The following is an 18,904-nucleotide window of genomic DNA, read 5'->3' as shown; positions in this document are numbered from 1 at the left end:
ATGTTGTGAGTGCAAGGTCTTTTGCTTCCTAAACCCGATACAACTTTGTCAGCAGCAAAAAGCCCTTCTTCTTTCGAAGAAGGGCCTTTCGTTTTGTCTGTGTTGATGGAAAAGAATCTATGCCGACCAGCTGGAGGCCGTCCGCGGCTCTTGCGCCGGCGATCCGGCAGGATGACTCTGCTGCTCGCCCCACGCCGGTGTTTCGGGAGGAGTGGCCGCGCGCCGCTCGACCGCTTGCCAGGTCTCGCGAATCTTTAGAATCTCCGCCATCATATCGTCCAGCATCTTGGGCGATCTCTTGGCCTGGGCCAGGATAAGCTTGCGACGCAAGGAGGCATAGAAGGAAATCAACTTCTGTGACAGCTCTCCGTCATCTCCGCGATCGATCCGGTCCTTCAGGAAGCCGATGACCAGAAAGGCGTGGTTCAGTTCGCGGCAGCGTGTCTCGATATCGCCGCGGCGCTCGGCCTCCGCGCCGCGGCGCAGATTGCCCGCCAGGGTGTCGTAGAGGGCGATCAACAGGCCGAAGCCGCTGGCGCCCTCGATCGAGGTTTTACGGTATGCAAGTTCTGAGGGACCCATCATTGTCTCCGGCTAGTTGCTTGAGGAGTTATTCTCGCCCAGCTCGGCGTCGATGTTCTTGATCTCTCCCGGCAGCTGCTGCAGTGCGATCTCGGCCTGGCTGAATTCGCTCTGCAACTGTGTCTGCAGGGGACTGATGACGTTGGTCTGGAAGTTGTTGATGTCGCTCTGCAGGGAAGTGTTCTGGGTGCTCATGCTCTGCAGATCCACCGTGAATGCGCCATCGGCCGGGCTGAGGAAGCTGGTGAGCTGCTGATCCAGCGTGTTGGCGAAGCCGTTCAGCGCGGTGCCCTGGAAAAAGCTCTGAACGTCGCCGAAGTTATTGGCGAGAACGCTGTTCAGAGTCGTGCTGTTCACGCTGAGCGTGCCGTCCTTGTTCACGGATATGCCCAGGGAAGTCAGGTTGGGGATGGTGGTGGTTCCAGTGGTCGGCGTGTTGGTGTAGTCCAATGCCTGCTGGAGATCGTTCTGCAGATCGGTAATCGTGGAGTCGCCGGCCAGGGGACCCTCGCCTGAACCAGTGTCCGTAAATTGCGCGTTCACGGCGTTGATCGCCGTGTTGTAGTCCGAAACAAACTGGTTGATGGCCGAGGAGACCGCGGACGTATTAGCAGAAACGTCAAGGGTGACTGGACTCGTGCTGGTGCTCAACAGGTTCAACGTGACGCCCGGCAACGCGCCGGTCACTGTATTTGACGCGCTGGAGATGTCAACCCCGTTCACCTTCAGCGACGCATTGACAGCATTTACCGTTTGGGTAAAGCCGAAGTCCGCCGAATCTGTCGAGCTGACAGTGAAATTCGAAGCGCTGCCCGAAGCGCTGGCTACGATCGACAGGCGAGAGCCGGTGGTGTCAGTAACTACGCTGGCAGTAACTCCCAGACCGGCGCCGCTGATCTCGCTCGCCAGGTCGCCCAGTGTCTGCGTGCCGTCGGTGGTGAAGGTTTTGGAAGTACCGCTGCCATTGGTGATGGTGAAGCTCTCGGCCGGCAATGCGGTTGTTGAGTCCGCGACAGCGCCTGAGGTCCAGGCGGCCGTCGTTGCTAGATTGTTGACCGTCACCGTGTTGTCTCCAGCAGAGGTTCCGGGAGCCGCCGATGCCGTTACCACGCTTGAATTGGAAGAGGTAACGCTCACACCCGCCAATGGTCCGGTGAGGCTGTTCAGCGACTGCATGTCGTTGTCGAGATTTGTAATGTCGGTTTGGATCGCGGTCAGGGCAGTAGCCTGGCTTTGCAGTGTGCTCTGCTGCGCCTCCCACTGTTTCTCCGGCGCTTCGGCGGCACTGATCGCCGCATTTACGGCACCGGTCACGTCGATACCGGGCGTCGATGCGCCGGTGAGCGCCTGCAGAATGTCGCTGATGTTGATGCCCGTCGACGAATTGGATGATCCTAAAAGTGAACTAAGCAGGGAAGATGAGCTCATAAATTTGACCGGTTCCTTTGCTCGGAGCGCGAATCTTGTCACGCGTCCGAATTCATCGATTTAACCGCACTTCTCTATCGGCATATTTCCCCGTCGCTTTCAGTCAGCGGGGAAACAAAAAGCCGTGGCGCATAAGCGCCACGGCTTGGGTGAAAGGGAAGAGTTTACTGCAGGAGCTTCAGGACGTTCTGCTCGGCGGAGTTCGCCTGCGACAGAGCATCGAAGCCGGTCTGCTCCAGGATGTTGAACTGGGTCAGCTTGGAGGTTGTAGAAGCAATGTCCGCGTTCTGGACGTTGTTCTGCGCGTTGGTCAGGTTCTGGACTTCGGTGTTCTCGACGTTGCCTACGGCGGTCAGCTGGTTGACTGAGGCGCCGATGTCGCCGCGCTGTGCGGCAATGGTGCTGATCGCAGCCGTGATCGCGGTCAGAGCGGTCTTGGCATCGGTAGCGGAGGTGAGGTCGACGCCGGTCGCAGTCAGGCCGAGTGCCGCCGCCGAGAGGTTGCTGATGGAGGTGGTTGTGGTGGAGGCGCCGCCGCCGGTGCCGTCACTGGTGAAGAACGACGCATTATCCGCGGAGTTGGTGGAAGCGGCAAAGGTGCCCAGCGTGGGATCGTTGCTGGTAATCTGCAGCGAGTCGCCGGTTGTGGTCGTCGCGATGACAACCTGGCCTTGGTTGGCGGCTGCGCCGCCGGCGGTGGGGATGGTCAGCGTGGTGCCGGCGCTCAGCGTTCCAGCGGTTACCGCGTTGTTGATCGCAGTCTGCAGGTCGCCGACGGTGTCTCCCGCAGCAGCGGTGAACTTGAAGGTGCCGCCGGTTGCGCTGTCGTTGATGGTGACCGAATCGCCCGTGGTCAGGACCGTGGTCAGGGCCAGAGGAGAGGCTACCGAACCCTGAGCGGAGGCGAGCGAGTCCGTGTTGTTGTTGTTGAAGACCGAGGTGCCGTTGAAGTTGGTGGTCTGGCCGATGGTATTGATTTCGCTCAGGATCGCGGTGAACTCGGTGTTCAGAGCGGTCGCCTGGTCGGTGGTAAGACCGCCGTTCGAGGCTTCCGTCGCGATGGTGACTGCCTGGTTGAGAACGTTGGTGACCTGCGAGAGCGCGCCGTCGGCGGTCTGCAAGAGACCGATGCCGTTGGAGGCGTTCTGGCTCGACTGGGTGAGGGCAGCGATGTTGGCGCCGAGGCCGTCAGCGATCGACAGGCCGGCCGGATCGTCCGCGCCGGAGTTGATCTTCAAACCGGTGGACAGCTGGGTGAGCGTGTTCTGCAGGCTGGCCTGCGTGTTGGAAACGGCGTTCTCTGCGACCAGTGCAGAAATGTTGTTCAGCAGGGTGATGCTCATGTGGTATTGCTCCTTATATCGAATTCCGCCTGCACCGAACCCTTCCGCCATCGAGGTCCAGAATCGTTACTTGGAGCAGGTGGTTTGTTGTTACGGGCAATCTATCGGCTTCTCGTTTTCGGGATTCTAGTGCGGGTCTGAAAAATCTCGTCCGTGGAGATCTCCCATCGATTCATCGATCAACCGTATGTCGAGGAGTTTTATCGCAAAAGATCCCGCTGCCTGCGAAGCTATAGGCGACCTGGAGTGGCCGGGCAAATCAGAATGCGAAGAGGAGTTAAAACGGAGAAATCACCCGACTACGGAGAGCAAAGCCTTGATCAATGATCCACGATCAACGCGCCGTTGCGATGCCCGCTTGATATCGCCACGCCGTCTGGCTGGTGGCTCCATCGGAGAAGCGTGTGTCGGTGTATTCGTTGAACTCGATCTTTTTGTCCAGCACGCCGGTCTCGATCATCATGTCGCGCACCAGATCGAAGTCGCGCTTCCTCGGTGCGAGGGGGCTATAAACGACGCGGTCCATCGGCTTGGTCAGGGCCCATCGCAGCAGCGCGGGCTTCTGGTTGTAATAAAAGCGTCCGACAAAATCGGCGGCGTCTTCGCGATAGGGCTTTCCCTGGTCCAGCCAGAGGCCGGATCTGGCAATGCCATCCACTAATGTCTGCACTTCATCGGGACGCCTGTCGATCAGGTCCTGGCGGACGACGAGGATGCAGGACATATAGTCCGGCCAGTATTCTCTCGCCTGAAAAAGTACGCGGCCAAAGCCCGACATCTCGGCCTGCGAGGGAAAGGGCTCTCCCATGGAGAACGCATCGATGGCGCCCGCAGCCAGTGCCCCGGAGACATCGGGCGGAGCCATTTCCACCATCTTGATATCTCCCGGCTTCATCCCCCAGACCTTCATCGCGCGGAACAACAACAGCCGCTCATCGGAGAAGCGGCTGGGTATGGCAACGGTGCGCCCGCGCAGATCGGTGAAGGTCTTCACCGGCCCGTTCCTTCGAACCACCACAGCGCTGCCGTAACGATGGCCGAGATACACAACCTTGATCGGCACGCCCTGCGCCTTGAGAGCGATGGCCATGGGAGCGACGATGAAGGCAGCCTGCACCTTATCCGAGATGAGAGCTTCTTTGATCTCGGGAAATCCCTGGAACATACGCGGCAGAAAGATTTCGCCGTTCTGCGAATACTTCGAGATGTAATCGGTGACCGGGCAGGTGAGCTGACAGGTGACGGGGATATACGCCACCGTAATCTTTCGTTTGGCGAGCGGCTGATAGTCATTGAGCAGCGCCGGCCAGTTGACGTTCAGATAGCCGTGCATCGCGGTGATGAGCACGAGCCATCCGCAGCCGAAGAGAATGATCTTGCGCTTAAGACTCATAGCGGAATCCCCAGCGAACCGATCTCATCTTCTCCAGCCTTCGAAAGCCGAGATCGAGAATCAGTCCGATGACGCCGATCATCAGCATGGCCGCCACCACCAGATCATAATGCTTTCCGGAATTCCGCGAGTCGATGATGAGGTAGCCGAGCCCGGAGTCGACGGCAATCATCTCCGCTGCGACCACCACCAGCCATGCGATGCCCAGCGAGATGCGTAATCCAATCAGGATGCGTGGAAGCGCCGCCGGAAAGACCACCTTTGCCAGCAACTGCAGAGGAGAAAGCCCGAAGTTACGACCCGCGCGGCGAAACATCGACGGCACATTGGACACTCCGTCGATGCACGCGACAACGATAGGAAAAAAAGCGCTCAGAAAAATCAGGAAGACAGCAGAATCGTCGCCGATTCCGAAGAAAATGATGGCGACGGGGATCCACGCGATCGGACTGATCGGCCGCAGAATCTGCATAGCCGGATTCACCACCTGGTTGATCGCTGGATACCAGCCGAGAATCAGGCCGATCGGAATGCCGAGAACGACCGCCGCACCATATCCGATCGCAACGCGGCGCAGCGAGTCGCGTATATCGAGCCAGAGAACATTTTTGTGTGCCAGCGTAACAATGCCTCGCTCGACATCGAGGGGCGATGGAAAAATCTTCGTCGCCGTCCACACGACAGCGAAGTGCCACAGCGCGAGGAATGCCGCGACGGTGAGCAGCGGCCAGAAGAAGCTCTCCCATTTGCGCGGCTGTTGCAGCGAGTTCATATTCTGTGGGCCAGCCCAATCTGGTCGTAAATGCCGGCTCGCAGCTCGAGATATCGCGGCGAGCTGATGTCGCGTGGATGGGGAATGTCGATGTCGACGATCTGCTGAATCCTGCCTGGGCGGCTGCTCATGACGGCTACGCGGTCCGCAAGCTGCACCGCCTCATCGATATCGTGAGTGACGAAGATGATGGTGTTGCCCTCCGTCTCCCAGATGCGAAGCAGCTCGCCGCGCATGGTCAGGCGTGTGATCGAATCCAGTGCGCCGAATGGCTCGTCGAGAAAGAGCACATCGGGGTCGACGGCCAGCGCCCGTGCCACTTCCAGCCGCTGCTTCATGCCGCCCGAAAGCTCGCTTGGATAAGCCTGCTCGAAGCCCTTCAATCCGACCATCTGGATATAGTGCGCGATGCGCCGCTCACGCTCTTCGCGCGACAGCTTGAAGAGACCAAAGCCGATGTTGCCTTCGACCGTGAGCCAGGGAAAAACTCCCCGCTCCTGGAAGACGAAGATGCGGCGCGGATCGGGGCCGCGCACGATTTCGCCGTCGATACGAATCGCACCGCTGGTCGGCGGAAGAAAACCTCCCATCAGATTCAGCAGCGTCGATTTGCCGCAGCCCGAAGGACCCACGATGCAGAGAAACTCCCCGCGGCGAACATCGAGATCGATATCCGCGAGCACCGGCACGCTCTTGCCATCGCGCGCGAAGATCATACTCACGTGCTCGACGACTAACTTTGTCTCTGGTGACGGCGAAATAGCGCCCTCCTTAATCGATGACGACAAGATTAATCCTCCGCATAGCCCCAGCGCAGCGATCTGACACGTTCCAGAGAGCGCATACCCAGATCGAGCAGCCATCCAATCACGCCGATCATGATCATGCCCGCCACCACCAGGTCATAACGGCTGCCGGCGTTGCGCGCATCGACGATGAGAAAGCCCAGCCCGGAGTTGACCGCGATCATCTCTGCCGCAACCACCACCAGCCACGCGATGCCCAATGTAATTCTCAATCCGATGATGAGCTGCGGCATCACCGCGGGATACAGCACGCGACCGATCATGGCTGCAGGACTCAATCCAAAATTGCGTCCGGCGTGGATATACACCGCAGGAACACTGCGCACCGCCTGAATCGAAGTCAGGAGCAGCGGAAAGAAGCAGCAAAGAAAGATCAGAAAGACGGCAGCGAGATCGCCGACGCCAAACCACAAGATCGCGATTGGAATCCAGGCCAGCGGCGATATCGGACGAAGGATCTGGAGGAGCGGATTGAAGGCCATCTCGGCGCGGCTGTACCAGCCGATCAATAATCCGAGCGGGATGGCCAACAATGCGGCCAGCGCGAATCCCCAGGTGACGCGAAAGAGCGAAGCGACGATGTACTTCAGCAGAAGGCCATGCTGTAGAAGATCGCCGATGCCGCGCAAAACCTCAAGCGGTGTGGGCAGCAAGTGACCCGGATGAAGGCTCACGGCAATCTGCCAGGCCAGCAGCAGGACGCCGATAAACGCAATCGGGCGTAACCGGAGACTCAGCTTCAACGTGCTTCACCTCTTTGGATTCCATCTATGGTCGGCGCGGCCATGACTTCCCCCTCCCGGTAACCGACAATAGCACGCTCCGGAAAGGTGAAGTAATCCATCGGAATGTTGAGTCGCACTATCCGGCGATTCGAGGAGCTGTTCGTGCGGGGAATGGCGGGTGCTACGGAGCCAGAGTCTTGTCGGCGGAGATGGCAGGGATGCCTACGTCCGGTCGATTTGCTGCTGAATGCCGCTGCAGACTCGACCGCGCTGCGCGCAGCAGCGTTGCCCTCGCCGTGTCTTCGCTCAACTCCCATGCCATCACGCCTCCCAGGTGTTGCTCGATTGCAAATTGCACCTTGAAGCGGATGGAGGTGGGATCGTCGAAGGTCCAGAATGTATTTCCGTCGTAAAGCCAGGGCGCCTGCGACCGCGGATCACGGTAAATGGCAAATGGCTGCGCCGCTGTTGTAGGACGTTTCTCCCCGGCATGCGCAGGCGAGACCGGCGGCGTTGCGGGTGGGGGATCGTCGTCATCATCAGCATCTGGATCAAGTGCAGGCGCAGACGTGGTAAGGGTTTCAAGAAAACTATAGGGGCGATCTTCGTGAATGGCGTGGCCCTGCTGAAACAATCCGTGGCCATCGCTTCCCACCTGCTGCCATCCATAGCCGTAGAACGGCATGCCCATGAGCAATTGGTTCGATGGCACACCCGCCTCGCGATAGGCGAGAAGGCTGCGCTCGACGCTGCCACCGGAATTGGAATAGAGCGGCGCAAGAAAGCCTGTCTTGGGATTCCACGGCCCCGTGTAGTCGTAGTTCATCATGCCGATCTGGTCGGCGATGTAGCTCACGACTCTCATATCGACGCCGGGATACATGCGCGGCGAAGCTCCTACCGCGACAGAGAGTAGCAAGCCCGGCCGAACCATATTCATGGCTTCGCGCAGCTGGGTTAAAAACTCGATGTAGTTGGCAGCGTCCTCGGTTTTGGGATACTCCCAGTCGACATCGATGCCGTCGAAGAGGTTCGCATCCTCCGCGCCGGGCGCGAAGTGGCCGCGAATAAAAGTATCGATGCAGGAGGCGACGAACGCAGAGCGCCGGGCGGGCTGCGCACCGGCTGCAAAATCGTTGGGACTGCCTTCGAGCGAAATCAAAATTTTGAGATGAGGAAAGCGTTTCTTGAGTGCGGCGAGTTGATGAAAATTGCCGCGAAATGCGTTACTCGGATTGTCCGCTATGCCGTCAATCGAGTCCTCGGCGTGAAAGGTCAGATTGAGATCGGCGTTGGGATCGGCTACGCTGCAGCGCCCGCCCCGCACCGCGCCCTGCGAGTAATTGATCTGATCGAGCTGGTCCGCCGCGCCGCTGGTCAATAGATTCTTAACGAAAAAGTGATCGTATACACCCCATTGTCCGAAGTAGCCGACAAGAATGGGCTCGCCGCCAGCCGGAGCATCCGCTGCCCGCGCTTGAAATCCGCCAGCGTGAAGCGCAAAAAGCGACGTGAGCACCGCAGCGCGAATGCCATTTGGAATGAAAAAAGAAAAAGACACATCACTATAGACGCGAAAGAGTGGGGCGAAGGATGCGAAACCTTACTCTCTGCGCATCTGTATCCATCGTTCTCCCATATGACGATCGTTTGATTCGTTGAACGTACTGTTACAACATTCGAAGCAGTGTGAAAGCTTTTCGGCAAGCATACATTCTTCGCAATCGCATGCGAGCCAACCTTGAGGCCTTCGGCCGCACCTTATCAGGGTGGTTGAAGGAGCTATCGATGAATGACGACAAGATAAAGGGCGTGCTGCAAAAGGTTGGCGGTCGAATCGAAGAGGCGGCAGGCGCGCTAGTGGGCGATCAGGGACTAAAGATCGCTGGGCAGGAAGATCAGATCAAAGGCGACGCGCGCGAGGCGTGGGGAAATCTTAAAGATGCGGGCGAAGCCCTCATCGATAGAGCCAGAGTCGCCAAGGCCGACGCAGAATTGAAGGCCGCACGTGCCAAGGAATTCGATCGCGAACACGGGCTCGGAGACGAACGGAAGTAAAAAGTCTCAATTTGGATTTATAGCTGTCCGCGCGCTTTGATTTCAAGGTATTGATTGATGGCATCGGTCTTCATCGCTCCGGGTGTGGTTTCGATAACCAGAACTCCTTGCGCGCGCAGTCGCATGACCGTCTCTCGCCGCCGCTCCAAGATCTCGGTTGCGGCGGTGGAGATGAACATCTCTTCGACGTTCGCGGGCTCGCGGCTGGATAGCCGGTCAAGTTCCGGATGAATGAGGATCACAAGAAGGACAAGATGGCGGCGGGCAAGGTCGACGGCGGCGTCAACCACTTCGGGACGTCGCGCGCTGTCCGCAAGCTCAGTGATCCAGAGAATCAGCCCACGCCGCCGTTGAAGATTCTTCAAACGCGCGGCCGCACCGAGATGGTTGGCCTCCGCGCTCTCGGCTCGAACCTGAGAGAGCGAATCGACAAACTGGCGGAGATGGCCTGGGCCCGATGCTGGCAGAAGTTGCTGCTGGATCCCGCGTCCATAAACCAGTAACGCTGCTTTGTCTCCCGCCTGCATCACCGTCTGTGCCAGCGCAAATGCAGTGCCCGAAGCTTGATCCAGCTGCGTGACCGTGAGACGAGTATCCGAAAAAAGCTGCTGCGGGATCGTTGCACTGCCCGCGTCGACTCGTTGCGGGCTTGGCTGTAACTCGAACGCGGTCCGTGACAATCTTCCCGCATCGAGAACGACCCACACCTGCTGGCTGCGCTCCGTCGTGAACTCGCGAGTGATGACTTTGCCGCGCCGGGCCGTAGCAGGCCACGCGATATTGCGCAGCTCGTCGCCGCGCTGGTATTCGCGCAGGCTTTCGAATTCGCGGCCCGTACCGCGCAGCCGCAGACGGCGCTTTTGCAGTGCGATCTGCCGAATTCGTAACAGATAGAGTGCCGTATCCTCGGGCGACCGCTCCATCGGCGGATAGACGCGAACATTTTGTTCGAGATCGGCCGCAGCCCAGCGCTCGATCAGCCGAAACGGGCCGCGGTAGCGGAGGAAAACTTTGCCGAGAGCGATGTCGCCGCGAGTATTCGGTGTACAGCCGATCGTCGCGCGCGCCGGATCGCGTGGATACGCGGCGACTCGCTTCGTCGCCGGCATGGGGATGAGTGCGGGATGCAAAGCATCGGTGATTCGTATGTCGAGGATGGTATTCGAAGATTGTGTGACCTCGACCCGGATCGTCAGAGGCTCACCGAGAACCGGCGAGTTATCGAAGCTGCGCTCGATCTGGATCGCCGCCGGCGCCGGTAGCGTTGCCGCTTCATATGCTGCGAGCAGCAGCACCAGGGCATCCCAGGCGAACATGGTCCATATCCACTTGGCGTAGAAGAATCCGGGGACAGCGAGCAGGCAGCCGCCGGCCAGCAGAAGGAGAGCCCGCGGCGTGAGCGCGTAGCCGAAGATCTTTCCCCACCGGCCCTGCGGACGTGCCGCAGCTTGTACCGGCAGCGGGACGAGTGTCTGAATCATTTCGGAAGCGGCACCGCGGCTAGCAGATCGGCAATGACGCGATCCGGATCGAAGCCCTCCAGCTCGACCTCCGGCTTCAGGATGAGGCGATGACGCAGGCAAGGCGGCGCGGCTTCCTTGATGTCGTCGGGCAGCAGATAGTCTCGTCCCTCCTTCGCCGCATTGCCTTTCGCGACGATGAGCAGCGCGGCCGCAGCGCGTGGGCTCGCTCCGAGCGATATGGCCGGCCACTCACGGGTGCGGCGCACGATGGCCAGCAGGTAATCGAAGATCGCAGGCTCGATGCGCACTCTACGAACTTCCCGGCGAGCGGCAGCGAGTTCCGGGACAGAAATCGATTCGATCGCCGTTTGTTCGAGATGAGTGCTATCGAGTGCGGCGTGATGCCGTTCGAGGATCGCTCTCTCTTCCAATGCCGAAGGATAGCCGACGCGAATCTTGAGCAGGAATCGATCGAGCTGCGCCTCGGGCAGCGGATAAGTGCCCTCGAACTCCAGCGGATTTTGCGTTGCGAAGACAGTGAAGTATTCGTCCAGCGCGTTGGTCTCGCCGTCCATCGTTACTTGGCGCTCTTCCATGCTTTCCAGCAGCGCGGCTTGGGTGCGCGGCGGCATGCGGTTGATCTCGTCCGCCAGCAGGAACTGCGTGAAGACCGGTCCGCGATGGAAGCTGAACTCGCTCGTCTTCAAAGAAAAAACGCTGGTGCCGAGAATGTCGGCCGGCATCATGTCCGGCGTTCCCTGTACGCGGCGAAAGTCGAGCGAGAGAAAGCGTGCGAGGGTTTTCACCGCAAGTGTTTTGGCTACGCCGGGAACCCCTTCGATCAATGCGTGCCCGCCGCAGAGCAGCGTGAGCAGGGCCTGATCGATCATTTCGATTTGGCCGGAGATCACTTTGCCGAGCTCGGCGCGACCTTTTTCGAAAAGAGTGATGGCGGCACGCGGTTCCGTTTGGTGCTGGCTTTCTTCAGTCACGCAATTCTCCGTGAGGGTTTTCTGATTTTGAATGTTTCATAAGTCCGGTGAGGTTGGCGATGTGATGGTCGAGCCGCTTGACCAGTGCGAGCGCGCTCTTTGGAGCCAGCTTGGCAAACTCCGCCTCCCGCGCAGCCTTGATGTCCTCGGCCAGCCCTGTGCCGCGATAACGAAAGCGCTCGGCCACTGTAGCGGCGATTGCTTCCGGCGCGGAGCGCAACCTCTCGCGAGGAATTCCTCCCTGCGTCTCGAGGAAGTGCAGCAGGCGTCGCTCGGCGCATCCTGTAACCACATCGACTGCGCCCGCCTTGCGGTAGAGGTCGCCCATGGACTCGGCAAATTCCAGCGGCGAGGTTCGCGGTGAAGACACCAGTGCGCGCAGCGGACCGTTGCGGCGGCCAAAGCTGAGCACCAGCAGAATGGCCACACCGGCGAGCTGCCAGCCCATCGCGGCAACCGGCGTTCCAGAAGCGGTCGCCCAAAGATCGGGCCGCGCGCCGTGAATATATTCGTCGAAGATGACCAGACTCCCGGGCGGCCCCACGCTGGCGAGCAGCAGCTTCAGGCTCGGATCTTCTCGCAGTCCGCGATTGCTGAGCGGCAGCGGCGAGCTCCACCAGATCACCTCGCCTTTTCCTACCGCGTAATGGATGACCACGGCATCGTCGCCGCATAGCTGATCGATCCGCGTGGTCGCGTCGTTCGAACTCCAGCGCATCGGCACTTCGATCGCAACCCGGCCGGCCCGCGCCAGTGGACTCAATCCTTGCGGCGTTGTGTAGCAGAGCGCGGTGTGGAGGCCGTTAGGCTGCGCGATGTGAGAGTCGGGAAGCATCGCCGCACTCGATTCGCCCGTGGCCAGAACATGGCCTCCGAGGCGCAGAAAGTCGGCGATGGGCGGCTTCTCTTTGCGGTAGTCGAGGCTTGGCGCTTCAGCCAGAATCAGCGTGGCGTGCGGCGCATCGACATGGTCGAGCGCGGCTGCCGATTCATCAAGCCGTTCGGTTCGGTAACCCAGCCGGTTCAATAACAGATACGCGGCCTTGGCTCCGGCCGATCCGCTGTTGAAGGTACTCGGCGTGTGGTCGGTGTCGACCTGTGCCGGCGCGAAAAAAGCCCCGATCACAATCACGCATACCGCGGCAACGGTGACTCCGAGCAGGATGCGAGCGTCTTTGCCGAGCTTCTTGTTCACACTGTCCTCAACTGCTCGTGCGCATCGAGCGCACGCTGATAATCGCCCGGTTCGGCTGCTTGCAGGCCATACCAGATGCGTTCGAAACCCAGCGTCTGTTGACGAAGCAAGCTCCAGCCGGGCGATCCCGCCTCAAGCAGGCGCACATATTCGCGCGGAGTTCGCGAACGGTTGGGAGCCCAGAACCTGCGCCCCTCCAGCATCACGATTGTGGCCCAGTAAAGGCAATGAACGGCCTCCCGCCAGTCCGCGCGTGCTGCTTGTTCCGCTGCCAGCGCGCGCCAATTGCGCGAGGCCTCTTCACACGGCTCGATCTGCCGCCCGGCTTCGATTCTCACCTTCAGCCGCTGCCGCCGCAGCACGCGCATGGCCCATACAAATAGGCCGGTGCCCGCGAGCGCGATAAGCCCCCACTCGAAGACCGGTCCGATCCACGGCGAACGGCGTCCGAACATTGCGACGTTGTTGAAGAGGCTGTCGATCCAGAGAGCGATATGCGCCATCACGCGGTCCCAGAAGGATGTGCCGGAGACGGTTACAAATTCGGGGTGGCGAAGGATGGCATCCGCGTCAGCACGGGCATGATGGAACTGGTCCGTAGCGTTCCCGTCCGAAACATGACCTTGTGCATCGTCGAGCGAGTCCTGAATGCGGCTCGCAGCGGCATTCAGTTTGTCTGCTCGGTCTTTCATCGCCGGGTCGTGCGCCTGCCCAAGGACTTCACGCAGCCAATCGTAGTGGGCCTCGAAGACATCGACATTGGCGCCTGAATTCAATCCGGCCAGATGGACCTGCTCGTCGCTGCCGACCGTATTTGCGTCGCATGCCGCGGCGTTGGAGCGGCAGCTCTGCACCAGGCTGCGCAGGGCCTCGAGATGCGCGGTGTAGGCAGTCAGCGTCGACTGCGGCAACGCCAGCGCCGTGGCCGAACAGCAGAGAGCCAACATGGAAATCGAAAAGATGCGATTGCGTTGCTGAAAGAGGGCCATCACATTTCGCAGGATCGGACGAAGCTACAGAGAGATTTCCCCAGAAGGCGGAGCCGAAATCGCGGCGGCTGGGGCGATCTTCGACATCATCCATTCGATGTCGAAGCCCTCGCGGCGCACGCGCTCGTCAATATAGAAGAGGCAGACCGCGATCGCGCCGATGGGGCCGACCAGGGTCCCGGTCACAAAGCCTAAAGCCAAGCTGAAGGTGTACGTCAGGAAGGCCTGCGCTCCTCGCGAGCGCAGCGCGATCAGCGCAAGGGGAGCTTGCATCGCGGCGATTACGAGATAGAGCGCAAAGAGGAAGAGGAAGAGCAGGAGGATCCGTACCTTGCGGTCGATCAGCAGCTGCTTGCTGCGCTTGATCGAGGCCCTGACGTCAAGCGACTCCACAACCGCGGCGGGCACAGCGAGCGAGACGCGGATGTAAGCCCATACGGCATAAATCATCGAGAGGAACGTCACAAAGACGAGGATGCCTGCGGCCAGCGCTGCCTCGCGCGATCGCCGGTTGGCGAGCTGAACGGTCAGCGCAGCGATCATCAACGACATGGGCAGCCAGAAGCCGGCCCACAATTGCCGCAATACGATCAGCGTATACCGGAACCAGTGCTTGCCGGCTACAGCGAAGGCGGCCTTGATCGAGGCCGCTTCGCCCAGGTACACGGCAGAAACCGCCCAGGCAGTGGCAGCCTGCACAATTCCATACAAAACCAGCGAGATGAGCACAGAAACAAGGGTCAGCGAGGCGGTCAAAATCTGACCGCGGTAGAGGTCCGCACCATGAGGGGCATGAATACTCTGGTGCGCCGCGTACCACAGGCGAAGCGACTGGGCGACCACATTGACCGCGGCCGGAAGAACGGCTAGCCCGGCAAAAAGGCTAAAGCGCAACCGATAGATTTGGAAGGTGCGATCGAGCAGCTCTCCCGTAGAAAGCGGCCGCAAATCGAATTGCGCGCGCGGAACAGCGGACTGCTGCGAATTGTCATAGCCGGTGCCGACCCAACTGTTACCGCTGGACATTTAGCCTGCTCCGCTTCAAGGTTGGTCGATGGTAGCACAACAGGATCAATTCAAACGGGGCCAAGTCTGGCGCAAAAACCGACGCCAAAGTGTAGACTTAGCCTCGTTCGAGCGAAATCAATTAAAATAGAGAAGTTCTTTCCCTCGACCGGCCCAGGCACGCGGGCCTTTCCGGCAGATGCAAGTAAATTAGGTCAATATTTCAACGGGGACCAACCCGCTCAGCATTTGTCACGTCTATAGCTCAGATTGAGCAGGCTTGCCGGATATACGTACGCGGGAGAGACTCCTATCCACAGGATTGAGGTTAGTTGATTGGGTCGAAATTGTTGTTTCGCGGCTGCTTTTGTCGCTCTTTCCGTTTTCGCGGTTCATACGGCGCAAGCGCAGTCGGCAGATGCTCTGCTCAACTTGCCGGACGATCCGGCGGTTAGCCTGCAGCAATCGACATCCCCGGCTCCGTCAGCCGGAAGCGCCGGCACGCCAGCGTCCGGCGACCAGAGCACCACCGCCCAAAGCGCGGATGACATCCAGCGCAAGAAGGCTCAGGAGCAACTCGAAGAGCAGGAGCACCAGCGCGTGATGGGCGTCATGGCGACGTTCAACACCACCAATAACCGCGACGCTCTCCCTTTGACTCCCAAACAGAAATTCAGTCTTTTCTTCAAGAGCGCCATCGACCCATGGCCTTTTCTTTTGTCTGGAGTGATTTCCGGCATCGGCCAGGCGGATGATAGTTTTCCGGCCTATGGCCAAGGCGTTCAGGGCTACGCGAAGCGGTACGGAGCAGCCTACGCGGACTACTTCATCGGCAACTTCTTCGGGAACGCCGTCCTCACCAGTCTGCTGCATGAAGATCCCCGCTATTTTCAGAAGGGCACAGGCAGTAAGTTGGGCCGTTTCTGGTGGGCTGCGGCCAGTACTGTCTGGTGCAAACGCGACAACGGAACCTGGGGGCCGAACTACGCCAATGTCGGCGGCAACCTGATCGGCGCGGCTATTTCCAACGTGTACTATCCCGCTTCGGAGCATACCTTTGCCGATACCATCTCGCGCGGACTGACCACCTCCGCCGAGGGAGTCATCGGCGCGGAGGTCATCGAGTTCTGGCCGGATTACGCCCGCTACCACAAGCGCAAGCACGCCGAAAAACTGGCCCGGGAGCAAGCCAAGATCGATGCGCAGAGCGGAGCTCAAACCACCCCTTCACCTGTGAAGCCCCAAGACTGAAGATGTTTCCTGGAAAAGAGCCGCTTGACGCGGAGCTCTGCCTTTGTCGCCCGAGCGGCAGGGGCCAGAGCATTTTTTCTATAGGTGTCGACCGAGGAGAGGCACTTTACGCAGCTTTTCCGTTAAGAAAAGGTGCACCTAGCGAGTTTCCAAAAGGGCACAGTAATAGAAAAATGCTCTAAAAATAACCCTGGTCGCTTTGGACCAGGGCCAGGAGGTGTTATGTGCTAGAGACAGATACAGACTAGCTTCGATACCTCCCCGCCGTCATGGGTCCGGAGATCGGTTTTGCCGTCCTCCTTTCGGATGAGCTTTTTGATTGGCAATACAATCCAATCGAGGTCGAAGCCGATGTCAGACAAACAGCAAAGCTTTGCCAGCCACGGACGCGTACACCCGCTCTTTCATCTGATTCTGCTCCCGTTATTTTTTGCGAACTTCATCGTGAGCGTCACGTGGTTGGTGCGTTCTCCCGGCTTCCCGATGGCATGGAATCTGGTGATGGCGGTGGCGTTCCTGCTGCTACTTTTTCTCGCGCGCATCAATCCGATGATGGTGCAGGATCGCGTCATCCGTCTTGAGGAGCGATTGCGCCTCGCTGCGATATTGCCCCAGCCGCTGCAGGCCCGAATCCCCGATTTGACCATCGATCAGCTGGTCGCTCTGCGCTTTGCCTCCGATGCCGAACTGCCCGCGCTGGTCGAGCGCACTCTGCGCGAGAACCTGGGTCGGAAGCAGATCAAGCAAGCCATCGTTTTGTGGCGCGCCGATGACCTGCGTGTCTGACGACCTGCGGGTTTAACCCCGCAGGAAGCTAGTTCCTCTTGGCTTCGAGCTGTCCCCAGCGCGTATAGAGATCGTCGACAACTTCCTGCGCTTTCGCTGCATCTGCCAACGCTGTCTGAAGCCGTCCAGCATCGGTTGCTACTGCGGGATCTTCGATCTCCGCGTGATGCCGATTGACCACCTCTTCGGCCTGAGCGATACGCTCTTCGATGGTCGACCACTCGCGCTCTTCCAGATACGACAGCTTCTTTTTCGAACTCGCGGGCGCGGCGTTAGCAGCGCGCTCTGGAGCCTTAGCCTGCTTCTTGGCCTGCTCGCGCTCTTCAAGCCACGCCTCCCACTGGGCATAGTCGGCGAAGGCGCCTGCATTGCCTTCGCCGTCGAGGCCGATGACGATATTCGCGATGCGGTCGAGCATGTAGCGATCATGCGTGACCAGCACCAGCGAGCCGGGATATTCGAGCAGCGTCTCTTCGAGGATCTCCAGCGTGGGGATGTCGAGATCGTTGGTGGGCTCGTCGAGCAGCAGCACATCCGCAGGCTGAAGCATGAGCTGGGCGATCAACACGCGCGCCCGCTCACCACCCGAGAGCCGCGACACGGGCTGGTTGAGCTGCTCGCCGGTGAAGAGGAAGCGGGATGCCCACGATGCGACGTGAATCACGCGGTCCTGATAGACAATCGCATCGCTGTCCGGAGCAAGCGCACGGCGCAGCGTCTGGTCGCCGTCGAGCGTGCGGTTCTGCTCGAAATAGGTAAAGCGCAGCAGATTCGCGCGCTTGATCTGTCCGGCAGTCGGCTCAATTTCGCCGGTGAGCAGGCGTAGCAGCGTGGTTTTGCCGCTGCCGTTGGGGCCAACCAGCCCGACGCGCATGCCTGCGGTGAGATGAAAATTCAGCTTGTCGAAGAGCGTTCTGGTCTCGATGGCATAGCTCAGGTCTTCGAGCTCGACCAGCCGCTTGGTCTGCCGTCCGGTTGCCGCGAAATCGAAATTGGCGCTGGTCACCCTGCTGCGATTGCTCAAGTCGGCCAGTTCTGCAATGAGCTTGTTCGCATTGTCGATGCGCGCCTTGGCCTTGGTCGCGCGCGCCTTGGGGCCGCGCCGCAGCCATTCCTTTTCAATGCGAACTCGATTCTCCAGCGCATCCTGATGGCGAGCCTGCGCATGCAGAAACTCCTCTTTCGCCTCGAGAAATTCGCTGTAGTTGCCCTTCGCGCGCAGCATCCCATTGGGATAGGCGCGATTCAGCTCGGCCATCTGCGTGGCCACGTTCTCCAGGAAATAGCGATCGTGGCTGATGACCACCGACGCGAACGATCCTGACGTAAGCAGAGCTTCCAGCCACTCGATGCCGACGAAATCGAGGTGATTGGTTGGCTCGTCGAGCAGAAGCAGGTCAGGCTGCTGAACCAATGCCTCGGCGATGGCCAGCCGCTTGCGCCATCCTCCCGAGAAGGTTCCAGCATCTGCCTCGAGGCTCTCAAACCCGGTCAACCCAAAGGTCGAGTGCAGACGCTGATCCCACTCGGATTCGCGGACCCGCGCCCGTTGCAGCGCAGCTTCGAGAACCGCGCGCACCGTGGCTCCGTCAGGGAATTGCGACTCCTGCGCGACGTAGGCCATGCGCAGATTTTTGCGCGGCGTCACTTCGCCGGAATCTGCATCGATCTCTCCGGAGAGCATTTTCAGCAGCGTCGATTTGCCACTGCCATTGGGGCCGATGAGTCCGATGCGGTCGCCGTCATTGACGGTGAAAGAGACTTCGCGAAAAAGATTCGTCGCGCCGAAAGACTTTGAAACAGATTGTGCATTGAGCAGAAGTGCCAAGGTGCTCCAGTATTCGAGAAGGCTCGAAAGCTTTGTTTTATGACTCTGCGCATTTCGCGCAGAGAAGAGTTATGCCGATGTGCTGCTGCCGGCCTTCGAGCGTCATGACCCACGGCCGCAGCTCCCATGGAGGGCGATGCCGCACATGCTGCGTATGCCCGCAGGCTAAATCCGCAACCCAGTCGTCATGCTCATCCTGATGGAATCCGAGGATGGCCTGCGGTGGATAGCTTGTAGATTTGGCGTCCGGCATGAAAATCACCGAGCCACGCTGGCTGCGGTGATGTC

The 18,904-nt window shown here is 59.6% G+C and carries 18 protein-coding genes; 3 read left to right on the top strand and 15 right to left on the bottom strand.

The annotated features are described in order from the left end of the window. Positions 1–117: 117 nt before the first annotated feature. From XX99_RS10870 to XX99_RS10835, 8 genes are all read right to left on the bottom strand, one after another. Positions 118–585 (bottom strand): flagellar export chaperone FliS, encoded by a 468-nt coding sequence (locus tag XX99_RS10870; protein ID WP_082125479.1) that lies wholly within the window; start codon positions 583–585, stop codon positions 118–120. Positions 586–594: 9 nt separating this feature from the next. Further along, positions 595–2,010, bottom strand: coding sequence for a flagellar filament capping protein FliD (gene fliD / locus XX99_RS10865; RefSeq protein WP_050059435.1), 1,416 nt, complete (start codon positions 2,008–2,010; stop codon positions 595–597). 164 nt (positions 2,011–2,174) lie between these two features. After that, positions 2,175–3,353 (bottom strand): flagellin N-terminal helical domain-containing protein, encoded by a 1,179-nt coding sequence (locus XX99_RS10860; protein ID WP_050059434.1) that lies wholly within the window; start codon positions 3,351–3,353, stop codon positions 2,175–2,177. Between the two features lie 334 nt (positions 3,354–3,687). Continuing rightward, positions 3,688–4,746 (bottom strand): ABC transporter substrate-binding protein, encoded by a 1,059-nt coding sequence (locus XX99_RS10855; RefSeq protein WP_082125477.1) that lies wholly within the window; start codon positions 4,744–4,746, stop codon positions 3,688–3,690. Next, a complete protein-coding gene (locus XX99_RS10850) occupies positions 4,736–5,518 on the bottom strand; it encodes an ABC transporter permease (RefSeq protein ID WP_050059433.1) in 783 nt (260 codons plus the stop codon). Before XX99_RS10850 ends, XX99_RS10855 begins: the two co-directional genes overlap by 11 nt. Then, the gene (locus tag XX99_RS10845; protein WP_231581272.1) at positions 5,515–6,306 is read right to left on the bottom strand and encodes an ABC transporter ATP-binding protein; all 792 of its coding nucleotides are present in this window, start codon (positions 6,304–6,306) and stop codon (positions 5,515–5,517) included. The genes XX99_RS10850 and XX99_RS10845 overlap by 4 nt, the downstream gene beginning before the upstream one ends. A 2-nt stretch (positions 6,307–6,308) precedes the next feature. Further along, on the bottom strand, positions 6,309–7,067 hold the full coding sequence (locus tag XX99_RS10840; protein WP_050059431.1) for an ABC transporter permease: 759 nt from the start codon (positions 7,065–7,067) through the stop codon (positions 6,309–6,311). A 163-nt stretch (positions 7,068–7,230) separates the two neighbouring features. Then, positions 7,231–8,610 (bottom strand): glycoside hydrolase family 18 protein, encoded by a 1,380-nt coding sequence (locus tag XX99_RS10835; protein ID WP_050059430.1) that lies wholly within the window; start codon positions 8,608–8,610, stop codon positions 7,231–7,233. Positions 8,611–8,837: 227 nt separating this feature from the next. Between XX99_RS10835 and XX99_RS10830 the strand changes: the two genes are divergently transcribed. After that, the gene (locus XX99_RS10830; protein WP_156185936.1) at positions 8,838–9,107 is read left to right on the top strand and encodes a CsbD family protein; all 270 of its coding nucleotides are present in this window, start codon (positions 8,838–8,840) and stop codon (positions 9,105–9,107) included. A gap of 17 nt (positions 9,108–9,124) precedes the next feature. On the opposite strand, the gene XX99_RS10825 is transcribed toward XX99_RS10830, so the two are convergent. From XX99_RS10825 to XX99_RS10805, 5 genes are read right to left on the bottom strand one after another with little or no spacing between them, the layout of a single operon-like run. Further along, the gene (locus XX99_RS10825) at positions 9,125–10,588 is read right to left on the bottom strand and encodes a DUF58 domain-containing protein (RefSeq protein WP_221302450.1); all 1,464 of its coding nucleotides are present in this window, start codon (positions 10,586–10,588) and stop codon (positions 9,125–9,127) included. Further along, on the bottom strand, positions 10,585–11,562 hold the full coding sequence (locus tag XX99_RS10820) for an AAA family ATPase (protein ID WP_050059428.1): 978 nt from the start codon (positions 11,560–11,562) through the stop codon (positions 10,585–10,587). Before XX99_RS10820 ends, XX99_RS10825 begins: the two co-directional genes overlap by 4 nt. Beyond that, entirely contained in the window at positions 11,555–12,757 is a 1,203-nt protein-coding gene (locus tag XX99_RS10815; RefSeq protein ID WP_050059427.1) for a DUF4350 domain-containing protein, read from the bottom strand. Before XX99_RS10815 ends, XX99_RS10820 begins: the two co-directional genes overlap by 8 nt. Continuing rightward, positions 12,754–13,746, bottom strand: a complete 993-nt coding sequence (locus tag XX99_RS10810) for a DUF4129 domain-containing protein (RefSeq protein ID WP_050059426.1) — start codon at positions 13,744–13,746, stop codon at positions 12,754–12,756. Before XX99_RS10810 ends, XX99_RS10815 begins: the two co-directional genes overlap by 4 nt. A 24-nt stretch (positions 13,747–13,770) precedes the next feature. After that, complete coding sequence (locus XX99_RS10805; RefSeq protein ID WP_050059425.1) at positions 13,771–14,772, bottom strand: hypothetical protein; 1,002 nt, start codon at positions 14,770–14,772, stop codon at positions 13,771–13,773. 315 nt (positions 14,773–15,087) lie between these two features. Here XX99_RS10805 and XX99_RS10800 point away from each other — a divergent pair, with 315 nt between their 5' ends. Both XX99_RS10800 and XX99_RS10795 read left to right on the top strand, forming a co-directional pair. Beyond that, on the top strand, positions 15,088–16,002 hold the full coding sequence (locus XX99_RS10800; protein WP_050059424.1) for a hypothetical protein: 915 nt from the start codon (positions 15,088–15,090) through the stop codon (positions 16,000–16,002). 351 nt (positions 16,003–16,353) lie between these two features. Further along, positions 16,354–16,788, top strand: coding sequence for a DUF6526 family protein (locus tag XX99_RS10795; RefSeq protein WP_156185935.1), 435 nt, complete (start codon positions 16,354–16,356; stop codon positions 16,786–16,788). Positions 16,789–16,816: 28 nt separating this feature from the next. Here the strand turns inward: XX99_RS10795 and XX99_RS10790 are convergent, their stop codons facing one another. Both XX99_RS10790 and XX99_RS10785 read right to left on the bottom strand, forming a co-directional pair. Beyond that, complete coding sequence (locus tag XX99_RS10790; RefSeq protein WP_050059422.1) at positions 16,817–18,616, bottom strand: ABC-F family ATP-binding cassette domain-containing protein; 1,800 nt, start codon at positions 18,614–18,616, stop codon at positions 16,817–16,819. 37 nt (positions 18,617–18,653) lie between these two features. Beyond that, positions 18,654–18,869, bottom strand: coding sequence for a DUF3565 domain-containing protein (locus tag XX99_RS10785; RefSeq protein WP_050059421.1), 216 nt, complete (start codon positions 18,867–18,869; stop codon positions 18,654–18,656). Between the last annotated feature and the right edge of the window lie 35 nt (positions 18,870–18,904).

This window comes from Silvibacterium bohemicum, assembly GCF_001006305.1.
Classification (GTDB): domain Bacteria; phylum Acidobacteriota; class Terriglobia; order Terriglobales; family Acidobacteriaceae; genus Silvibacterium; species Silvibacterium bohemicum.
This window is presented reverse-complemented; position numbering and strand designations above follow the sequence as displayed.